This is a genomic window from Gottfriedia sp. NPDC058432, assembly GCF_042721555.1.
Classification (GTDB): Bacteria; Bacillota; Bacilli; order Bacillales; family Bacillaceae_G; genus Gottfriedia.
Genome location: NZ_JBHXLC010000048.1, coordinates 1 through 18,054, shown reverse-complemented (window position 1 = coordinate 18,054; position 18,054 = coordinate 1). Strand labels below are relative to the sequence as shown.

Genomic DNA, 18,054 nt, shown 5'->3' with positions numbered 1-18,054 from the left:
CCATAAAAGTTAAGTTTAAATCTTGTATTGCTCAAAAAACTAATAATTGACGTTTACTTCATGTTTTGTTTAGTTTTCAAAGTTCACTTCGTCGCGTCATTAGCGACTTTTTCATCTTAACATTCTCAGTAGAGCCTGTCAACATTTTTTTAAAATCTTTTTTCTTTCGACGCCGTCATCTCTTGGCGACATAGAATAATATAACATCGATAAATCTCACCGTCAACACTTTTTAAAAGTTTTTTTCAAAAAAGATGAAAACTCTTTTCTAAAAAGAATACAAGTCGATCCGGTCATACAAATATCAAGTCAGAATACTTTAATACAAACAAGCTGAATACACTTAAAAATGTACAATGAAAAAGATCTTAACAGTAGCGAATTGTTCAATATCATCTATCTGAATTGAGAGAGGTGTAAATAATGAATGGTTTCGTCTTGTTTTCAAAGCAACATATTATTACATTATTAATCATTCTCCTACTTCTTATCTGTTTGTTTAACTTCAGAAATTTTATAAACAATAAGAAAAAAGTAGATTTATTCATTCGGACTCTATTAATCGTCTCAATGCTTACAGTTGAATTTCTATTATATGGATGGTTAATTAAAACGAACCAGTGGGATTGGGGCGATTCATTACCTCTCCAACTATGCGGTATAAGTATGTATCTATGCTGTTATACACTCATTACAAAAAATTATAAAATATATGAGATTATCTATTTTTGGGGATTGGCTGGGGCTATCCAAGCTGTAATTACTCCAGATATCAAATATAGCTTTCCTCATTTTAAATATATACAATTTTTCATTACCCACGGAGGGATCATTATTTCTATTTGTTATATGACGTTTATCTTTGGATATACTCCGACTCTCCGTTCATTAATAAAGTCCTTCCTTTATTTAATCTTATTAGCTATACCTATTTACTTACTGGATTATGTCATTAAAGGAAACTACCTATTTTTAAGAGCTAAACCTACCGGAGCAAACTTGCTAGACTTTTTTGGGCCATGGCCATATTACTTAATTGTATTAAGCTTAATTCTTATCCCCTATTTTTTGATTTTATATCTCCCGATTCATTTTTTTAACAAAAAGCTGAAAATAAACCAAGTAACATCCGATCAAACTACCAATTAATTAATATGAGAATGTCCTATATTTAGCTTAAAATCAAAATTCATCAACTAAAATCATTCCATTAAATAAGTTCCAATTGTTTTCCATGTTAGCACTAACATTTCCTATCTCATTTATGCTATATTTACAATGAATGGGGTGGACAAAGTGGCAAAAAAGAAAAGTAGTAAAATTAATAATATAAGAACGTTTGCACTTTCATTATTATTTATTGGCTTCATCATTATGTATGGTGGTGTATTTTTCAGAGAGCATAAGATTGTCATGACGATCTTTATGCTTGTGGGATTTTTAGCGATTATTGGTAGTACAGTTGTTTATTTTTGGATCGGAATGCTGTCTACAAAAACAATTCAAGTCATCTGTCCGAATTGTAACAAAACGACTAAAATGCTTGGTAAAGTTGACATCTGTATGTATTGTAATGAGCCCCTTACATTAGATCCTTCATTAGAAGGTAAAGAATTTAATGAAAAATATAATAGCAAACGAGATGCTAAACAATAGCATAATAAATAAAGCACATTACAATTATGTAATGTGCTTTATTATGATAATGTTTTTTCTTTACATTTAGGACAAATACCGTATACTTCCATTCTATGATTGGTTACTTCAAATCCCGTTTCCTTTTCAACATAAAGATTGATTCCTTCTAACCCGTCGTAATGAAAGTCATTCATTTCACCACATTTTTCACAAATAATATGATAATGATCAGTTGTTATATAATCAAAACGACTAGAAGAATCACCGAAGTTTAATTCTTTAACCATTCCTACTTCACGTAATACTCTGAGATTATTGTAAACTGTTGCCACACTCATATTTGGAAATTTTCCCTCAAGTGCTTTATAGATTTCATCAGCAGTTGGATGTGTTCCACTTCCTATTAAATATTCTATAATTGCATGCCTCTGAGGTGTAATACGTACGCCGCTATTCTTTAAATGTAAAATTGCATCTTGAATATTTTCCTTATGCAACGCCGCTCTCCCCGTTTCTATAAAATAGTTCCAAAATTAATTACTTATTATTAGTTTATTCAACTGCAAGAATATTTGTCAACTTTTTGAGAATTTCTAAAAAAAATTAGTCATTTGTTTGTATTCCATATATCAAAACAAAAAAAATGTGCGAGAATTCTCTCGCACTTCAATATGCTATCATCTGAGGAGGTATGCCCTATACTCCAATATATTCCCTAAAGTAATATAGGTATAGACGAAAAGCTCGATTATTTTAGATAAAACGATTCTTTCTCAAAAAAACTTAAGATAAATGAAGTTAATTGACTCAGATTAGTTTGTACAAATTTTAAGAACGACTGATTACACTAAAAACATCTTCAACATGATTCTTTACTCTAACCTTTTGCCATACATTTTCGATACAACCTTCTTCATCAATTAAAAATGTTGTACGTTCTATTCCCATATATTCCTTACCAAAATTATTCTTTAACTTCCAAACATCATATAACTTTGCAACTTCAGTTGTTTCGTCTGAAAGTAATAAAAATGGTAATTGATGCTTTTCTATAAATTTTTCATGTCTTTTTATAGGATCAGGACTTATTCCTAAAATGACAGTTCCACTATTCAAAAACCTTTCATATGAATCTCTAAAATCACAAGCTTCCGTAGTACAACCTGGTGTCATATCCTTTGGGTAAAAATAAAGAACTACTTTCTTACCTTTAAAGTCTGATAAAGCTACATCTTCTCCATTACTTGCTGGTAAAGTAAATTCCGGTGCTTTCATTCCAATTTCAACAGTCATAATAATCTCCTTATTCATAAATATTAACGTTCTTCTTTAAATACTTGTAAAACAAAAGCTGCTGGCATCGTATATCCGATAAGCGCTTCAACCATAGCAACCCATCTTCCGATCCCCACTGGTACTATATCCCCATAGCCTACAGATAAAAGGGTGATTGCGCTAAAATATAAGCATAACCCCATTATATTGTAATTAGTCCCTTCAATAGGAATAGAATGCTCAATTAAAATTGGATGTGGCCCTCGCTCTAATATAAAATACACCGCGCTAAAGCCTATAAGTACCGTTCCATATATTAAAAATAAAAGAATGTAATTATTAATTGAAATAAGACTTTTATTAACTTTTGTAGTTGAAGTATTCCATAAATACACTAGACTATACAAAATCGCAAATATTGAAATAAAAAAGAAAAAAGCAGTTCCCATTCCAATCACCTCATTTCAATTTATGAAACAAGCTATTGAAATAGAATACTGCTTAGTTACCAGCACCTTTATATTTTTTTACACCTTGGTTCCAAATTAACACAGAGATTACAAAAACAACTAATCCCATAACTGGCGTTAAAAATGAATAGACATACCATTCACTTCTACGTAGAAAATATGCAGCTGGATAAACACCAACAAATGCAAATGGTAAAATCCATGTTAATACAAAGCGAATTATAGGGTGATAAATATTAATCGGATAACGACCATAGTTTCCTATATTATACATTAACGGCATAATCGACGTTCTTGCATCTGACCAAAAACCGATACTTGCTAAAGCAATAAAGATTCCGGCATAAACAAACATTCCACCAAAAGCCATTAGTAGAAATAAAAATGGATCATACCAAGTGATTGAAAGTCCTAATTTAAAACCTGCATAGAGCATAATAATCAATCCAGTAATAGCACCTAGTAAAGATTCTAACTCCATTTTCTCTAATACAACTTGAAAAAGACTATGAATTGGTCGAGTTAAAATACGATCAAACTCTCCCTTAACAATGTAACGATCATTAAAATCCCATATATTAAAAAATGAACCAAAAAGAGCAAACGGAACTAAAAAGAAACCATAAATGAATACAATTTCATCTCGATTCCATCCTTCAATAAGTGAAGTATGATTGAAAACTAATAATATAAAAATTAAATTTACAGCCTGAGCCATCAAATCTGATAAAAATGATAAAAAGAAATTTGCTCTATATTGTAATTTCGTTTTTAAATATTGACCTGAATATTGAAGAAATATATTTAAATAAAACATTCTTTAACCTCCTTGTATAACAAGATGCTTTTTAGCTTTATACCATATAAGAGTAATAGGGATACATAAAATAATAATCCAAATTACTTGAAATAAAAGGCCTCTTAAAATTAATTCACCTTTTATGCCTTGAGCAAAAATCATACTAGGAATATAGCTGATTCCTTGAAATGGTAAGTACTTCATTACATCTTGTGCCCAAACCGGAAAGAACGTGATTGGAATCGTTAAACCTGAAAACAAATCAATAATGACACGTTTAGCTTGAATAAATCCCATATTATTTTGAAGGAAGAATGCCATTAACCCTGTTAATAAATTTAATTGTGTATTAATTGCAAAACTGAAAATCGAAGCAATTAAAAATAAACCTAAAGTTTTTAAATTAAATGAAACATCTAAACGAAAAATTAAAGCAACTATAATAAAGCCTGGAATTGAAAAGAAAAAGAATCTGAAAATCCCCTCACCTAACCCTTGCATCACTTTAGTAAGTAAATAGTTATAAGGTCTAATAAGTTCTATTGCTACTTTACCCTCTACGATTTCTTCAGCAATTTCACGGTCTAGATTATTAAAATAAAACGCCCTTGCCATCCAAGCAATCGCAACATAAGTAGTCATCTGGTTTACTGAAACACCTTGAATAGATCCTTGGTGACCATAGATTGCTTTCCATAAAAAGAAATAAGCACCTATATTAATCGTATAAATAACAATCCCAGTGTAATAATTGGTACGATACGCTAACATCATTAAAAAACGAATTCGAATGATTTCAATATACTTACTCATTACTAATACCTTCTTGGTAGATGTTTCGTATAATTTCTTCTGTAGAAATCTCTAACATCTTCATATCTTTAACAGGATTTGATTGAACTACTTTTGCGATAATCATAGAAATAAGTGTTTCATCATTCGGTAATGTAACACTCCAAATATTTTCGCCTTCTTCTTCCTTCCATTTGACATCAGTTCGTCCGATTAATTCGTTTAATGTATTATGATTGACAGGCTTAATAAACTGGAATTGAATTTCTTTCTCTTCGCCCCATTGACCCTTTAACTGTTCAAGTTTTCCATCATAAATGATTTTTCCTTCATCTAACATAACTACTCGATCACATAGTGCCTCAATATCAGAAATATCATGGGTTGTTAAAAGAATTGTTGTCCCATATTTTTGGTTTAACTCTTTTAAAAACTCGCGAATTTTTAATTTTACTAATACATCTAATCCAATTGTCGGCTCATCTAAAAATAATAAAGGTGGATTATGAATTAAAGCAGCTGCTAATTCACATCTCATTCTTTGACCTAAAGATAGCTTTCTTACAGGTTGGTCTAATAAAGGTTCGATATCCAAAGTCTTAATGATATAACCCATATGTTCTTCATATTGTTTATCTGGTATTTGATAAACTTTTTTTAGTAAGCGAAATGATTCTTGTACAGCAATATCCCACCATAATTGAGATCTTTGCCCAAATACAACACCTATTGATTTAACAAAACGCTCTCGATCTTTTTGAGGGTGGTATCCATTAACTGTTACATCACCAGAAGTAGGTGTTAGTATTCCCGTCAACATTTTAATTGTAGTCGACTTCCCTGCACCATTCTCCCCGATATAAGCCATCATTTCACCTTTTTTTACAGAAAAGTTTATATGATTAACGGCTGTTTTTGTTCTATAGTTTCTTGTAAACAAATCTCTAAATGCACCTTTTACACCAGAGCGACTCAAGAAAGTTTTAAATTCTTTGTGTAAGTTTTGAACTTCGATTATGTTTTCCATAAGACTTCCTCCATTTTTTATTCCGTCGCTTAGTGTATTTGAAATACGAACTAAGTACAATAAAAAAGTACTAAAATGTAGTTTCCAATTTTTTCGGACTATTTTTGTGAAAAATATAGATTCTACAAAATGTTCAAATTTCTTTTTAACTTGTAAAGGCTTACATTTACCACGCGCTAAAATTTCGTGCTAGAATGTAATTTAACCACATAAATAATGTAAAGATGCCGGTTAAATTCTTTCATTTTTTTATCAATAATGGGAGGTACTCCATGAATAATCAAAAGTCAATTGAAATACATAATGAAGCTTTAGAACACATCGTTGGAGGCGTAAACAGTCCTTCAAGATCGTTTAAAGCAGTTGGTGGCGGAGCTCCTGTCACAATGAAGCGTGCAAAAGGCGCATATTTTTGGGATGTTGATGGCAATCAATATATAGATTATTTAGCAGCATACGGTCCTATTATAACTGGCCACGCTCACCCACATATTACAGCTGCAATTACAAATGCAGCAGAAAATGGGGTCCTTTACGGTGCTCCTCATGAACTTGAAGTACAATTTGCCAAAATGCTAAAAGAAGCGATTCCTAGTATGGATAAAGTCAGATTTACAAATTCAGGTACTGAGTCCGTAATGACAACTATTCGTGTAGCGAGAGCATACACTGGTCGTACTAAAATCGTTAAATTTGCTGGATGTTATCACGGTCATTCGGATTTAGTACTAGTTGCTGCAGGCTCTGGACCATCTACTCTTGGTACACCTGATTCTGCTGGTGTTCCACAAAGTATAGCTAATGAAGTTATTACAGTTCCATTTAATGACACCACAGCATATGCAGAAACAATGGAAAAATGGGGTCATGAAGTAGCTGGTGTACTTGTTGAGCCAATCGTCGGTAACTTCGGAATCGTTGAACCGAAAGAAGGATTCCTAGAAGCTGTAAATGAAATTACGCACAATCATGGTGCATTAGTCATTTATGATGAAGTAATAACTGCCTTCAGATTTATGTATGGTGGAGCTCAAAATTTATTAGGAATTGAACCAGACTTAACAGCTCTTGGAAAGATTATAGGCGGTGGATTACCGATCGGAGCTTATGGTGGTAAGAAAGAAATTATGGAAACTGTTGCCCCACTTGGTCCTGCATATCAAGCTGGTACTATGGCAGGTAATCCAGCATCAATTGCAGCTGGTATTGCATGTCTTGAAGTATTACAACAAGAAGGTGTCTATGAAGAATTAGATCGACTAGGTGCCATTCTTGAAAAAGGTATTCAAGAAAAAGCTGATGAGCATAACATCCATATAAAAATCAACCGCTTAAAAGGTGCATTAACAGTTTATTTCAATGTTGACGAAGTAACGAATTATGAAGAAGCAAAAGAATCCGATGGAGAAGTTTTCGGGAGATTCTTTAAACTTCTATTAGAAGAAGGTATTAATCTCGCACCATCAAAATATGAAGCTTGGTTCTTAACTACAGCTCATACTGAACAAGATGTTCACCAAACAATTAACGCTGTTGGAAACGCGTTCCTAAAATTATCTACGATTAAACTATGATATATCTGAGGTCACTACAACTTGAAGTGACCTCTATTCATACATAGTTAATTCTGAATAATCAATCTTTTTACCATAAAATAGGAGGTAGTTAAATGAAATTTCAAACAAAAACAGAATGGTCACCAGGTTTATTTAGAGATTATTACAATAACGAACATGATGCATGTGGAATCGTTGCCTTTATCAATCGTTCTATAACTCAAACAAGAGAAACGATCGATATTGCTGCTGAAAGTTTACGAAAGATGAATCATCGAGCGGGATTTACGAACGGTGAAGGTGATGGTGTAGGAATTCAGACTGACATCCCTACTCTACTCTGGCAAGAAAAACTTACATCTGTAGGAATTAGTCCAGAAGTTGTTACACACCCTTCTTTTACAGTTGGACATTTCTTTTTAGATGAAAAATCTGAAATACAAACTTTACTCCAAATTTTTGAAGATAATGGTTATGAAACCTTATATCATAGTTGTAATCAAACCTTTACTTCAGCACTTGGTCCAATCGCTCAAGCAGTAGAGCCTGAGTTTTTACAAGTAGCATTACTTCCAATTAAAAATCACCAAAACACAACTTTATTTGATTTAACAAATATTATTAGCAAAAAAACAAATGTAACTGTTGTCTCTCTCAGCCAATCAACTTGCGTTTATAAAGTAATGGGAACAATCGATACTTTATTGTCATACTATTCTGATTTACAAGATTCTAATTTTCAATCATCCGTTGTAGTAGGTCATAATCGCTACTCAACAAACACATCTTCTTCGTTTTCAAGAGTTCAACCATTTAGCATGCTAGCACATAATGGAGAAATTAATACAATTGAACAATTAAGAATTGAAGCAAAACAAATTGGCGCAAATATTAAGCATGGAAATAGTGATTCACAAGATGTAAATATAACACTCGAAACACTTATTCATAAATATAACTACTCTTTGAAAGAAGCAATGGAATTATTATTCCCGCCTGTACCTGCAGAATATGAATCAGATCAAGAAGTAAACTCCATTTACAATACGATTCGAAGTACATTCGGTCCATATTGTCAAGGTCCTGCAGGTGTACTTACAAGGGAAGGAAATGAATTTGTTGCTAGTGTGGACGCATTAGGATTACGACCTGTTTGGTTACTTGAAACAAATGATTATTATGTATTTTCATCTGAGCAAGGCATCCTTTCTCCAGAATTATTTATATCTGAGCCACATGCCCTTTCGCCCGGAGAAAAAATCGGTATTAATTTACTAAAAGACCGTGCTCAACTATTAACACACCGTGAATTATCACATTTCGTTACAACGAAACTAAACGAAAAATTAACGATGAATCTAGCAAATAAAGAAGCAAATTCAGCTGATTACGTTGAACACTCACCTCCTTCAATTCATCCGTTTGAATATGGAGCTTTTGGATGGCAAAAGGAACAAATCCAATTAGTTGAACAAATGGCAGAAAAAGGTGCAGAACCTATTCGTTCATTAGGGCATGACGCACCACTAGCATGTTTAGATGAAGCTAGAAAAAATCTTTCTGACTTTATGAAAGAAACAGTTGCCGTAGTAACGAACCCTGCAATCGATCGAGATCGTGAAACAGAGCATTTCTCTATTTCTGTCATATTAGGAAAAAGGCCATCTATTACAAAGAAAGATTCAGGTATTGTACTACAACTCCCTTCTCCGATATTAGGTGATGGTTTTGTAGGAAATACGCTAAAAGCTAGTCGTCAACAAATTTCGTATGAAGAAATTCTAAATCTATATCAATTAGAAAATAAACTTTATACAATTCAAAGTACATTTTCTAATTTACCTTTAGAAGAAACTTTGTCTCAATATAAATACGAAGCAATAGAAGCTGTAAAAAATGGTGCAGAATGTATTGTTATTACCGATGATGAAGCTCATAAAAATAATCAATACTGGATCGATCCGACTCTTATTACAGCGATAATCCATAATGGACTTGTGAATGCTAGGTTAAGAAGAAACTGTTCGATTGTCTTGAAGACAGCTGCAGTCCGTAATCTTCACGATTTAATGATAATGAAAGGTTTAGGAGCAGATGCAATTAATCCATATTTCCTTTTTGGAACAATTTCAGAATTAGAAGCTCCTGAAAAAATAGTAAAACTTTATGATGTTTTAAATAAAGGAATCGAAAAAGTTATTTCAACAATAGGTATGCATGAACTACGAGGTTATGCAAAAATGTTCAGTAGCATTGGATTACAAGAAGATATCTCTTCGTCTTTAGGTGTAATAAATTTCTTCGGTGATCAAACAGTTTCTGGATTCAAATTGTTAGAGGCAGATTCGAAAAAACGTTCTGAAGATTACAACGCTAATAACGCAGCAATGCCAAAATCTTTCCATGTATTCCCTCGAATTTGGAAAGCTATTGGAGAAACAGCACAAACTGGTAGTTATGAAACATACCGTCAAAAATTAAACCAAATCGAAGAAGATAGACCAACTACAGTACGTCATGCGCTTTCTTTAGTTGAGAGCAGTAAACCAGTTGATTCAAGTCAGGTTTCATTAGAAATAGGTACTCACTCACTACCATTTATTATTAGTTCTATGTCATTTGGATCTCAAAATGAAGTTGCTTTCAGAGCATATGCTGAAGGCGCTAATCGACTAAATATGATTAGCTTAAATGGTGAAGGTGGAGAAATCCAAGATATGATTGGAAAATATCCAAACACTCGTGGGCAGCAAATCGCTTCGGGCCGATTCGGAGTTAATGCTAATTTACTTCACTCTTCTAACTTAATTGAAATTAAAATCGGTCAAGGTGCAAAACCTGGTGAAGGTGGTCATTTACCCGCTTCAAAAGTTACACAAAAAATTGCGGAAACGAGAAATGCAACACTTGGTTCTGATTTAATTTCACCTTCAAATAATCATGATATTTATTCGATTGAAGATTTAGCTCAAATGATTAGTGAAATTAAAGCTGTTAACCCTAAAGCAAAAGTTGCTGTAAAAGTCCCTGTTGTTCCTAATATCGGCACAATTGCTGTTGGTATTGCAAAAGCGGGTGCAAACTTTATAAATATTAGTGGTTTTGATGGTGGAACTGGAGCTGCCCGTGTTCATGCAATTCAAAATGTAGGCTTACCAGTTGAAATAGGTGTTCGTGCAGCTCATAATGCACTACTAGAATCTGGTTTACGTAACTCTGTCGAAATTTGGGCAGATGGCGGAATGAAAAGCGTAAATGATGTAGTAAAAATGATGATTTTAGGTGCAAACCGAATCGGATTTGGAACTTTATCAATGATTGCAATCGGTTGTACGACATGTCGTGGTTGTCATTTAGATACATGCCACGTTGGTATTGCAACACAAATCGAATCAGAAATAGAAGCAATGCGTCACGGTTTACGAAAATTCACACCTAGACAACTTGAAACAGCAGTAACAAACTTAGTTCAATTCTTCACTGCATTCAAAGATGAATTACAAGTGATTGTCGGTTCATTAGGAGTAAAAAATGCTCAAGAGCTTGTTGGTAAAACTAAATTCCTAAAACAAACAAGATTTTTAGATACGCTAAGTTTAACTAATTTATTATCTACTAATAAAATTGAGGCTAAAGAATATGTACTTTCGAATGGAGAATCTGCTAAAGTACTTCAAAGTAATGACGTTGGAGTTTATGCAAAGGTTGACAATGAATATCGACATGCCGGCAGCTTATTAATCCATGACCTAGTAGTAAAAAAACAAACGCAAGGTGTATCTTCCCCTGTCGAGATTAGCTTCGAGGACCAATCTATTCCTGGAAATGGCTTAGGAACTTATACAGTGGAAGATTATTCTGTATTCGTTCAAGGCGGAGCTCAAGATGGTGTAGCGAAAACTGCTTTTGGTGGAACGATTTTTATTAGTAAAGCTTTAGGTGCTAACGGTCAATACTTTGGTGGTTCGGTCGGAAAATGCTTTGCATATGGAGCACAAAAAGGACAATTCTTTATTCAAGGTAACGCTGATTCACGAGCAGGCATTCGTTTATCAGGAGCCGATGTAGTAATTGGTGGCCATAATCAATCTAGTCAACCTATAACACAGAAAACTCGTCTTGGTGCAAAAGCAAATATAAACGGATTTGCTTTTGAATATATGACTGGTGGTCGTGCAGTTGTTCTAGGAGATCCAGGTCCATGGATGTGTGCAGGTATGACTGGCGGAGTAATTTACGTTCGAAACTCATCTGAATTAGGTCTTACTAAAGATGCTTACCAAAATCGAATCGCAAAAGGTGCAAGTGTAAGTATTGTACCGGTCGATGAAACTGGTAAAAACGATCTAAATGAATTGTTAGTGAAATATATATCACTTTTAAATCAGTATAATCAACATGACGAAGCTGTATTTGTTCAAAGTTTATTAGACGATATTGAACAAAACTTCTTACAAATTAAACCTAAAAAAGAACAAGCGGATCCGTCTGTTTCAACTGAATGATTTTATAAAAAAGAAGCGAAAAATTTCGCTTCTTTTTTCACAGTTCTACCACCTTATTTAATAGTAAAGCCCTTTCATTTTTAAGTTCAAAATCTTTTAATTTAACTAATAATTTAATCTTTTTCCCCAGTCATATAATTAACAAAATTTCTTATAAATTTGTATTGATAATGCGTGTAGTTCATTGTATAGTTACAAGATGTTACATGAGAAAAAAATAAAAGTTACTTTTAATTGAAGAAATTTTGAAAAACACTCGATGTAATAAATAGTAGTTTAGTAGTAATATAGTTAAACGTTCATATTTCATTACAAGCTTTAAGCTAGACAAACAAAAAGGAGTAATACAATGAGATTAGGAGCGCGTGTTCTAAAAACTGGTATAGCTATTACGCTCGCCATTTACAGCGCGATGTTTTTTGATTTATCTACAGCTTCAATTGCAGGTATCTCTGCTATTTCGGCATTAAAATCATCAGTAAACCAATCATATAAATCGTTAATTGAACAACTTCAGGCTAACTTGATTGGTGCGATACTGGCAATTATCGCAGTGATTACTCTAGGGAATAATCCAGTAATTATCGGATTTACATGTATTCTAGTGATTATAATTACATTAAAACTAAAACTCGAAAATACAATTGCTACAACATTAGTTACTGTAGTCGTTATTATGGAGGTAAGTACAAGTACCGAACACTTTGCCATTTTTACTTTCGATCGTATTTTGGCAGTAACGATTGGTGTCTTAGCTGCATCATTTGTAAATATTTTCTTAATGCCTCCAAATTATGAAAAAAAATTATCTCGTGGCATGATTTCGATTACTGAACAAACAAATAAACTAATGATGATGGCTCTACACAAAACTGTTAGCCATAATGGTTTAAAAGATGAAATTTATCAATTAAAAGAAATCATGAGAAATGTTACGAAAATATATCGCTTATACAAAGAAGACCGAATCATTCTTGTTGGTCGTAAGAAAAAAGAGCATGAAAAAGCTCGTAAAATCGTATTGTTTAGACAAATGCTTGTCACAGCCGATAACGCATTTGATACGTTAAAAGCTTTAAACCGATTAGAATATGAAATTAACGCATCTCCGAAAGAATTCCAAGATTTAGTAAAAAATGAATTAACATGTTTAACTCAATTTCATGAACATGCTTTAATGAAATTAATCGGCAAAGTAAACTTTGATCAAACTGCTCCACTTCATAGAGAAGAAAATATAATAAAAGATAAATTAACAAAGGCATTCTTGGACCACCATGATATTAATGACGAAGAAAAACAAAAAACATGGTTACATTTATTCCAAGTAGTATCTGCCATTTTAGAATATAGCGAAAATGTTGAGCATTTAAATACACTCGTTGATAGCCATCAAACTTATCACAAAGAATACCAAGTTCAAGTTGAACAGGCTGAAACAATGTAAAAGCCTCCGAATTGCGGAGGCTTTTTGTTTTGAGTGTTTGTAAATGGGGTATCTCGACCGCATTCTTTATATGGTTGTTGCTTTTTTCAATCCTTGCCATAGATAATTAACCGATTTTTATCCATTTCCAGATCGATTTGAAAGTAATAAAAAAGCACAAAGAAACTAATTTCTTTGTGCTAATCTTTTATACCGAACTCGAACTAATCTCTAAATTTTGAATTTCAAACAAATGATAGTAAGCTTCTTTTTTAGCCATTAATTCCTCATGAGAACCAATTTCGACAATTTGACCTTGATCAATATAAACGATTTTATCTACATGTGTAATGGTAGATAATCTATGTGCAATAAATATTGTTGTACGGTTCATTGCTAGTTCATGAATCGCGTCTTGAATATACCTTTCATTTTCTAAATCAAGAGCTGAAGTAGCCTCGTCAAATATTAGAATAGAAGGATTTCTTAAAAATACACGGGCAATTGCTACACGTTGTTTTTGACCGCCAGAAAGCTTTACTCCTCTTTCCCCAACAAGCGTGTCGTACCCATCTGGTAAACTCATGATAAAATCATGTGCATTTGCCGCTTTGGCAGCCGCAATAATTTCTTCTTCACTAGCGCTCGGATTCCCATAACGAATATTCGATTTTACAGTATCACTAAATAGAAAATTGTCTTGTAAAACAATACCGATTTTTTCACGCATGCTTTTCAAATCATAGTCCCTTATATCAACACCGTCAATTTTAATAGACCCTTTTGTTACGTCATAAAAACGTGGTATTAAACTAACTAATGAAGACTTTCCTCCACCACTCGATCCAACTAATGCAATTTTTTGACCAGGCTCAATTTGGAACGTTACATCTTGAATGACCTCATCGTCAACAGCATTATATTGAAACGATACTTGATTAAAGTGAATTTGACCATCTAACTTTTTGGCATTGATTGGATTATCGCGATTAACGATGTCATATTTTTCATCCATTAATTCAAAGACACGATCCATTGATGCAAACGATTGAGTTAACGCCGTTGAAGAATTCGCTAATCTTCTAAGTGGATCATATAAACGATCAATATACCCGACGAATGCAACCATCTCACCAAGCGTTAAATGACCATGAATAACTTGATAAGCAGAAAAACCGATAATTAATAATGGTCCAATATCAGTTAATGTATTAATGATTGTAAATGTCCTTGCATTCCAGCCTGTATGTTTAAGAGCACGATCTAAAAACTCACCGTTTTTTTCTTTGAATAGTCCGCTTTCATAATCTTCCAATGCAAAACTTCGTGTTACTTGCATCCCTTGAATTCTTTCTGTTAAGAACCCTTGTAAAACAGCTAAAGCTTGAGATCTTTGACGAGTCAAGAAACGAAGTCGACCGAAAAAGTACTTTACTGCTAATGTATAAAACGGTAATACGATTAGTGATACAAGCGTTAACTTTACATCCATTGTTAACATGATTGTAACTGTAATTAAGATTGTAATTAAATCTAACCAAACATTCATTAACCCAGTAATAACAAAGTCTTTTGTCGATTCAACATCATTTATTACTCGTGAAATGACTTCACCCGTCTTAGCATTAGCATAATATCTTAAGCTAAGTTTTTGTAAATGTTTAAATAAATGATCCCTAATATCAAATAAAATTCGACTACCGATATATTGAGCATAATACTGTCTGAAATACTCTATAGGTGGTCTTACAATAACAAATATTCCAAATGCAATTAGCATGATATAGATAAGATGTGAACTTTTAGTTGCAATTGGTAATGATGAATTAATGATGTTATCTACTACATATTTTAATAAAAACGGTAATATCAATGGGATTCCAAATTTAATGATCCCGATCGCAATCGTTAAAAAAATATGAAATCGATATGGTTTAACAAATTTTAAATAACGTTTAATACTTCCCATATTTTCATCCTTTCATATCATTCAAAAAGAAACTGTTGAGCACAAGAATTTATCTTTTTGAGATGATTGATTCTCAAAAGACTAAGTCCGCTCAACAGTTTCGATTAATCACGATACATTAAGAATCGTTCATACCAATTATCAATAAAATCGGTAGCAAACGGCCCTTTTCGTTGATGAATTAATTCCTTTAAATAACCTAAGTTCTTTTTTAAGATTGGGTCAATAATAGGAGGATAATTCATTATTTGTCGATGATTCTCATATTCATCTTCATCTAACAGCACGTAAGTCATATCTGGAAAAACCTTAATATCTAGATCATAGTCAATATACTTAATGGCACCATCTTCATAGACGAATGGTGAGCTAATATTACAGTAATAATAAACTCCATCTTCTCTAATCATTCCAATGACATTAAACCAATAATCCATATCAAAGTAACAAATTGCTGGCTCTCGTGTAACCCATGTTCTACCGTCCGATTCAGTTACAAGCGTGCGATCATTTGCGCCAATTACTAACTGCTGCGTCCCTTTTAAAATGGTTGTCTCTTCCCATATACGATGAATATGTCCATTATGTTTGTAACTATGTATCTGTATTTTTTCTCCTGGTTTGGGAACGTTCATTGTTTCTCCCTTCTTTCTAGTGTGGACGCATTTCAACACTTTATTTATACTTTACACTTCTATTATAACTAGTTCTTATCCATTTTTAAACAAAAGGGAGATTAATTTGGTAAAATGCCCCATTGTTTTTTTTATTTTAATGCAATTTTTCTCTCATCTGAGAAAGATTTAATAATTTGCTGTGTTTGTATTAAAAAGGTGTCCTGGATAGCTTTTAATTCAGATCTCATTATATGTATCTCATCTTGGATAGAAGACAATTTTGATAAATCCTCTAATTCAAATAGTTGGTTTTCAATTTCTTGACAACGTTCAATTTCTTCTTGAATCTTTATTAACTGATCCATTGTTTCAAGCTGACGACTTACCAATTCATCGAATACTTGCATACCATTCACCATCCTTATTTCATTATTACACTATTTCTTGAAAACTAACATAATCCCTTTGACTACATTTGACGATATTTGACTATTGAGAAGAAATTAATAATTCTATGTGGATTTAAAATGTTGGATTTAAATTACTCTTTTCATGCTGTTGAAAAACATCCTTATCAATTAATTACCAAATTTTCGTAAAAGGAGTTTAATGAGGTTGATTTCCACTACAGGGTGCTCGCTTTCCATGGGGCGAGACCTGAGCCTCCTCGGCGAGCCTCCGGGGTCTCAGCCTTCCCACTTATCCCATAGGAGTCGAGCACCCCTTCGTTCCAATCAACTATTCATCATAAAAATGGTTACTCTAAAAACCTAATTTAATATCCTTTACTTAGAGTTTTATTACAACTTGTAAATCAGTTTAAAGGTGAATTAAGGTCGAACATCAACGTATTATAATTTTTTGAAATTGTTTTTCTAAATGCTCTTAAATATTTAACTTTTCAAAAAATAATTACTAGAGTTCGTCGATATTATAAAACCGCTCAAATATACTAACAAATATAATAGGGCATAAAAAAGAATTATATTATCAATAAGATTCACTTAATATACGTTTGACCATTTACCTTTTATTTTTCAACAATATGAAAAGAGCACCCTCAATATAAGGGTGCTCTTTTTGAACGTTCTTTATAACAACTAGACTGCATGATCTCTCATCAGACAGGAAGATGATTTTTAGAAAGTAAGACTTTACTTACGATCTCCTCATCAACAGCGCACTTCTAGTAATTCCTCTTTAAAGGATTATTGTTGGTTTTGTTGTCCAAAGTTTTTAGAAGCAGATTTTTGTGCAGATTGTGCATTTGCTTCTCTTACAGCTTGAACATCAGTTTCACTTGAAAACTCTTGTCCAAAACTTTGGTTTTGTTGTTTAACTTTTCCAATGTTAGTTCCAGATGCTGTTTTTCCAGCATTGAATTGATTGTTGTTGTTGTTCATGATTTATCACCTCCACAAATAATATGATGTCCATCATTCAGTTTATTATGTAAAAAAACTTTACTAATTTTTTTGTTTATTGAACCAGTTGAGTGGAAAACTATGAGAAGAAATTATAAGGAGGTTTATTTATGTACGTTGGCAGAGATCTTTCAGAATTATCAATGACTCCAAAAACTCAGTGGAAAGATAGTGAGTTGGAATACTATCATCATTCATTTCAGCAAATTACTGGTTATTTAAATACTGAAGGTAGCACAATTCAAAAAGAAATAATAAAAGAAATTGAATCACGCGGTGGTCTTCATAGAAATGAAGCAGACTGGACTAGTGGTACCCGCCCTACTGTTGACTAAATTGACTCTCAAATCACAAAAACCTCCAACACTTTGGTCAAGACCCCAAAAAGTGGAGATGTAAAAAACCTGAGTTATTTCCTTTTGGAAATAGCTCTTTCTTTTGTGTTCATGTTGAGCTATTAGCTAGTTTTTCCGTGCTTAAGAAGCTAGTTGTTGATGTCTAAAACTGACTGGAGATAGTCTATTTAATCTTCGTTGTCTTCTCTGATTGTTATATT

General features: G+C 32.8%; 16 protein-coding genes. 6 read left to right on the top strand and 10 right to left on the bottom strand.

Going from position 1 to position 18,054, the window contains the following annotated elements; translation table 11 throughout:
- The first annotated feature begins 423 nt into the window (after nt 1-423).
- Together ACFWM3_RS24695 and ACFWM3_RS24690 are read left to right on the top strand one after the other, a co-directional pair.
- A complete protein-coding gene (locus ACFWM3_RS24695; protein ID WP_390313342.1) occupies nt 424-1,149 on the top strand; it encodes a YwaF family protein in 726 nt (241 codons plus the stop codon).
- A gap of 147 nt (nt 1,150-1,296) precedes the next feature.
- On the top strand, nt 1,297-1,656 hold the full coding sequence (locus ACFWM3_RS24690; RefSeq protein WP_091023209.1) for a YgzB family protein: 360 nt from the start codon (nt 1,297-1,299) through the stop codon (nt 1,654-1,656).
- A gap of 41 nt (nt 1,657-1,697) precedes the next feature.
- Here ACFWM3_RS24690 and ACFWM3_RS24685 read toward each other — a convergent pair whose 3' ends face one another.
- From ACFWM3_RS24685 to ACFWM3_RS24660, 6 genes are all read right to left on the bottom strand, one after another.
- Nucleotides 1,698-2,135: a Fur family transcriptional regulator gene (locus tag ACFWM3_RS24685; protein ID WP_025672070.1), complete on the bottom strand. Its 438-nt coding sequence runs from the start codon at nt 2,133-2,135 to the stop codon at nt 1,698-1,700.
- A gap of 331 nt (nt 2,136-2,466) precedes the next feature.
- On the bottom strand, nt 2,467-2,931 hold the full coding sequence (bcp, locus tag ACFWM3_RS24680; protein WP_056468369.1) for a thioredoxin-dependent thiol peroxidase: 465 nt from the start codon (nt 2,929-2,931) through the stop codon (nt 2,467-2,469).
- Nucleotides 2,932-2,954: 23 nt separating this feature from the next.
- A complete protein-coding gene (locus tag ACFWM3_RS24675; RefSeq protein WP_056468366.1) occupies nt 2,955-3,362 on the bottom strand; it encodes a potassium channel family protein in 408 nt (135 codons plus the stop codon).
- A 52-nt stretch (nt 3,363-3,414) separates the two neighbouring features.
- Entirely contained in the window at nt 3,415-4,200 is a 786-nt protein-coding gene (locus tag ACFWM3_RS24670) for an ABC transporter permease (RefSeq protein WP_056468363.1), read from the bottom strand.
- Nucleotides 4,201-4,203: 3 nt separating this feature from the next.
- Complete coding sequence (locus ACFWM3_RS24665) at nt 4,204-4,995, bottom strand: ABC transporter permease (RefSeq protein WP_056468360.1); 792 nt, start codon at nt 4,993-4,995, stop codon at nt 4,204-4,206.
- The gene (locus tag ACFWM3_RS24660; protein WP_056468357.1) at nt 4,988-6,001 is read right to left on the bottom strand and encodes an ABC transporter ATP-binding protein; all 1,014 of its coding nucleotides are present in this window, start codon (nt 5,999-6,001) and stop codon (nt 4,988-4,990) included. Before ACFWM3_RS24660 ends, ACFWM3_RS24665 begins: the two co-directional genes overlap by 8 nt.
- Before the next feature lie 272 nt (nt 6,002-6,273).
- Here ACFWM3_RS24660 and ACFWM3_RS24655 point away from each other — a divergent pair, with 272 nt between their 5' ends.
- From ACFWM3_RS24655 to ACFWM3_RS24645, 3 genes are all read left to right on the top strand, one after another.
- Nucleotides 6,274-7,575, top strand: a complete 1,302-nt coding sequence (locus tag ACFWM3_RS24655) for a glutamate-1-semialdehyde 2,1-aminomutase (RefSeq protein WP_056468354.1) — start codon at nt 6,274-6,276, stop codon at nt 7,573-7,575.
- 95 nt (nt 7,576-7,670) lie between these two features.
- Nucleotides 7,671-12,062: a glutamate synthase-related protein gene (locus tag ACFWM3_RS24650; protein ID WP_390313341.1), complete on the top strand. Its 4,392-nt coding sequence runs from the start codon at nt 7,671-7,673 to the stop codon at nt 12,060-12,062.
- Nucleotides 12,063-12,411: 349 nt separating this feature from the next.
- Nucleotides 12,412-13,509, top strand: coding sequence for an FUSC family protein (locus ACFWM3_RS24645; RefSeq protein WP_056468348.1), 1,098 nt, complete (start codon nt 12,412-12,414; stop codon nt 13,507-13,509).
- Nucleotides 13,510-13,696: 187 nt separating this feature from the next.
- On the opposite strand, the gene ACFWM3_RS24640 is transcribed toward ACFWM3_RS24645, so the two are convergent.
- The 4 genes from ACFWM3_RS24640 to ACFWM3_RS24625 form a co-directional block, all read right to left on the bottom strand.
- Nucleotides 13,697-15,457: an ABC transporter ATP-binding protein gene (locus ACFWM3_RS24640; RefSeq protein WP_390313340.1), complete on the bottom strand. Its 1,761-nt coding sequence runs from the start codon at nt 15,455-15,457 to the stop codon at nt 13,697-13,699.
- Nucleotides 15,458-15,561: 104 nt separating this feature from the next.
- Nucleotides 15,562-16,092 carry a nucleoside tri-diphosphate phosphatase gene (ntdP, locus tag ACFWM3_RS24635; RefSeq protein WP_025671837.1) on the bottom strand — a complete coding sequence of 177 codons (531 nt, stop codon included), beginning with the start codon at nt 16,090-16,092 and terminating at the stop codon, nt 15,562-15,564.
- Between the two features lie 131 nt (nt 16,093-16,223).
- Nucleotides 16,224-16,481 (bottom strand): YgaB family protein, encoded by a 258-nt coding sequence (locus ACFWM3_RS24630; RefSeq protein ID WP_025671838.1) that lies wholly within the window; start codon nt 16,479-16,481, stop codon nt 16,224-16,226.
- Nucleotides 16,482-17,282: 801 nt separating this feature from the next.
- Nucleotides 17,283-17,477, bottom strand: a complete 195-nt coding sequence (locus tag ACFWM3_RS24625) for a gamma-type small acid-soluble spore protein (protein WP_056468344.1) — start codon at nt 17,475-17,477, stop codon at nt 17,283-17,285.
- 131 nt (nt 17,478-17,608) lie between these two features.
- Between ACFWM3_RS24625 and ACFWM3_RS24620 the strand changes: the two genes are divergently transcribed.
- On the top strand, nt 17,609-17,833 hold the full coding sequence (locus ACFWM3_RS24620) for a cytosolic protein (protein WP_390313338.1): 225 nt from the start codon (nt 17,609-17,611) through the stop codon (nt 17,831-17,833).
- Nucleotides 17,834-18,054 lie beyond the last annotated feature (221 nt).

Coding starts and splice junctions, on each gene's coding strand:
- ACFWM3_RS24695 (WP_390313342.1), top strand. CDS start 424: ATGAATGGTTTCGTCTTGTTTTCAAAGCAACATATTATTACATTATTA.
- bcp (WP_056468369.1), bottom strand. CDS start 2,931: ATGACTGTTGAAATTGGAATGAAAGCACCGGAATTTACTTTACCAGCA.
- ACFWM3_RS24675 (WP_056468366.1), bottom strand. CDS start 3,362: ATGGGAACTGCTTTTTTCTTTTTTATTTCAATATTTGCGATTTTGTAT.
- ACFWM3_RS24670 (WP_056468363.1), bottom strand. CDS start 4,200: ATGTTTTATTTAAATATATTTCTTCAATATTCAGGTCAATATTTAAAA.
- ACFWM3_RS24665 (WP_056468360.1), bottom strand. CDS start 4,995: ATGAGTAAGTATATTGAAATCATTCGAATTCGTTTTTTAATGATGTTA.
- ACFWM3_RS24660 (WP_056468357.1), bottom strand. CDS start 6,001: ATGGAAAACATAATCGAAGTTCAAAACTTACACAAAGAATTTAAAACT.
- ACFWM3_RS24655 (WP_056468354.1), top strand. CDS start 6,274: ATGAATAATCAAAAGTCAATTGAAATACATAATGAAGCTTTAGAACAC.
- ACFWM3_RS24650 (WP_390313341.1), top strand. CDS start 7,671: ATGAAATTTCAAACAAAAACAGAATGGTCACCAGGTTTATTTAGAGAT.
- ACFWM3_RS24645 (WP_056468348.1), top strand. CDS start 12,412: ATGAGATTAGGAGCGCGTGTTCTAAAAACTGGTATAGCTATTACGCTC.
- ACFWM3_RS24640 (WP_390313340.1), bottom strand. CDS start 15,457: ATGGGAAGTATTAAACGTTATTTAAAATTTGTTAAACCATATCGATTT.
- ntdP (WP_025671837.1), bottom strand. CDS start 16,092: ATGAACGTTCCCAAACCAGGAGAAAAAATACAGATACATAGTTACAAA.
- ACFWM3_RS24630 (WP_025671838.1), bottom strand. CDS start 16,481: ATGCAAGTATTCGATGAATTGGTAAGTCGTCAGCTTGAAACAATGGAT.
- ACFWM3_RS24625 (WP_056468344.1), bottom strand. CDS start 17,477: ATGAACAACAACAACAATCAATTCAATGCTGGAAAAACAGCATCTGGA.
- ACFWM3_RS24620 (WP_390313338.1), top strand. CDS start 17,609: ATGTACGTTGGCAGAGATCTTTCAGAATTATCAATGACTCCAAAAACT.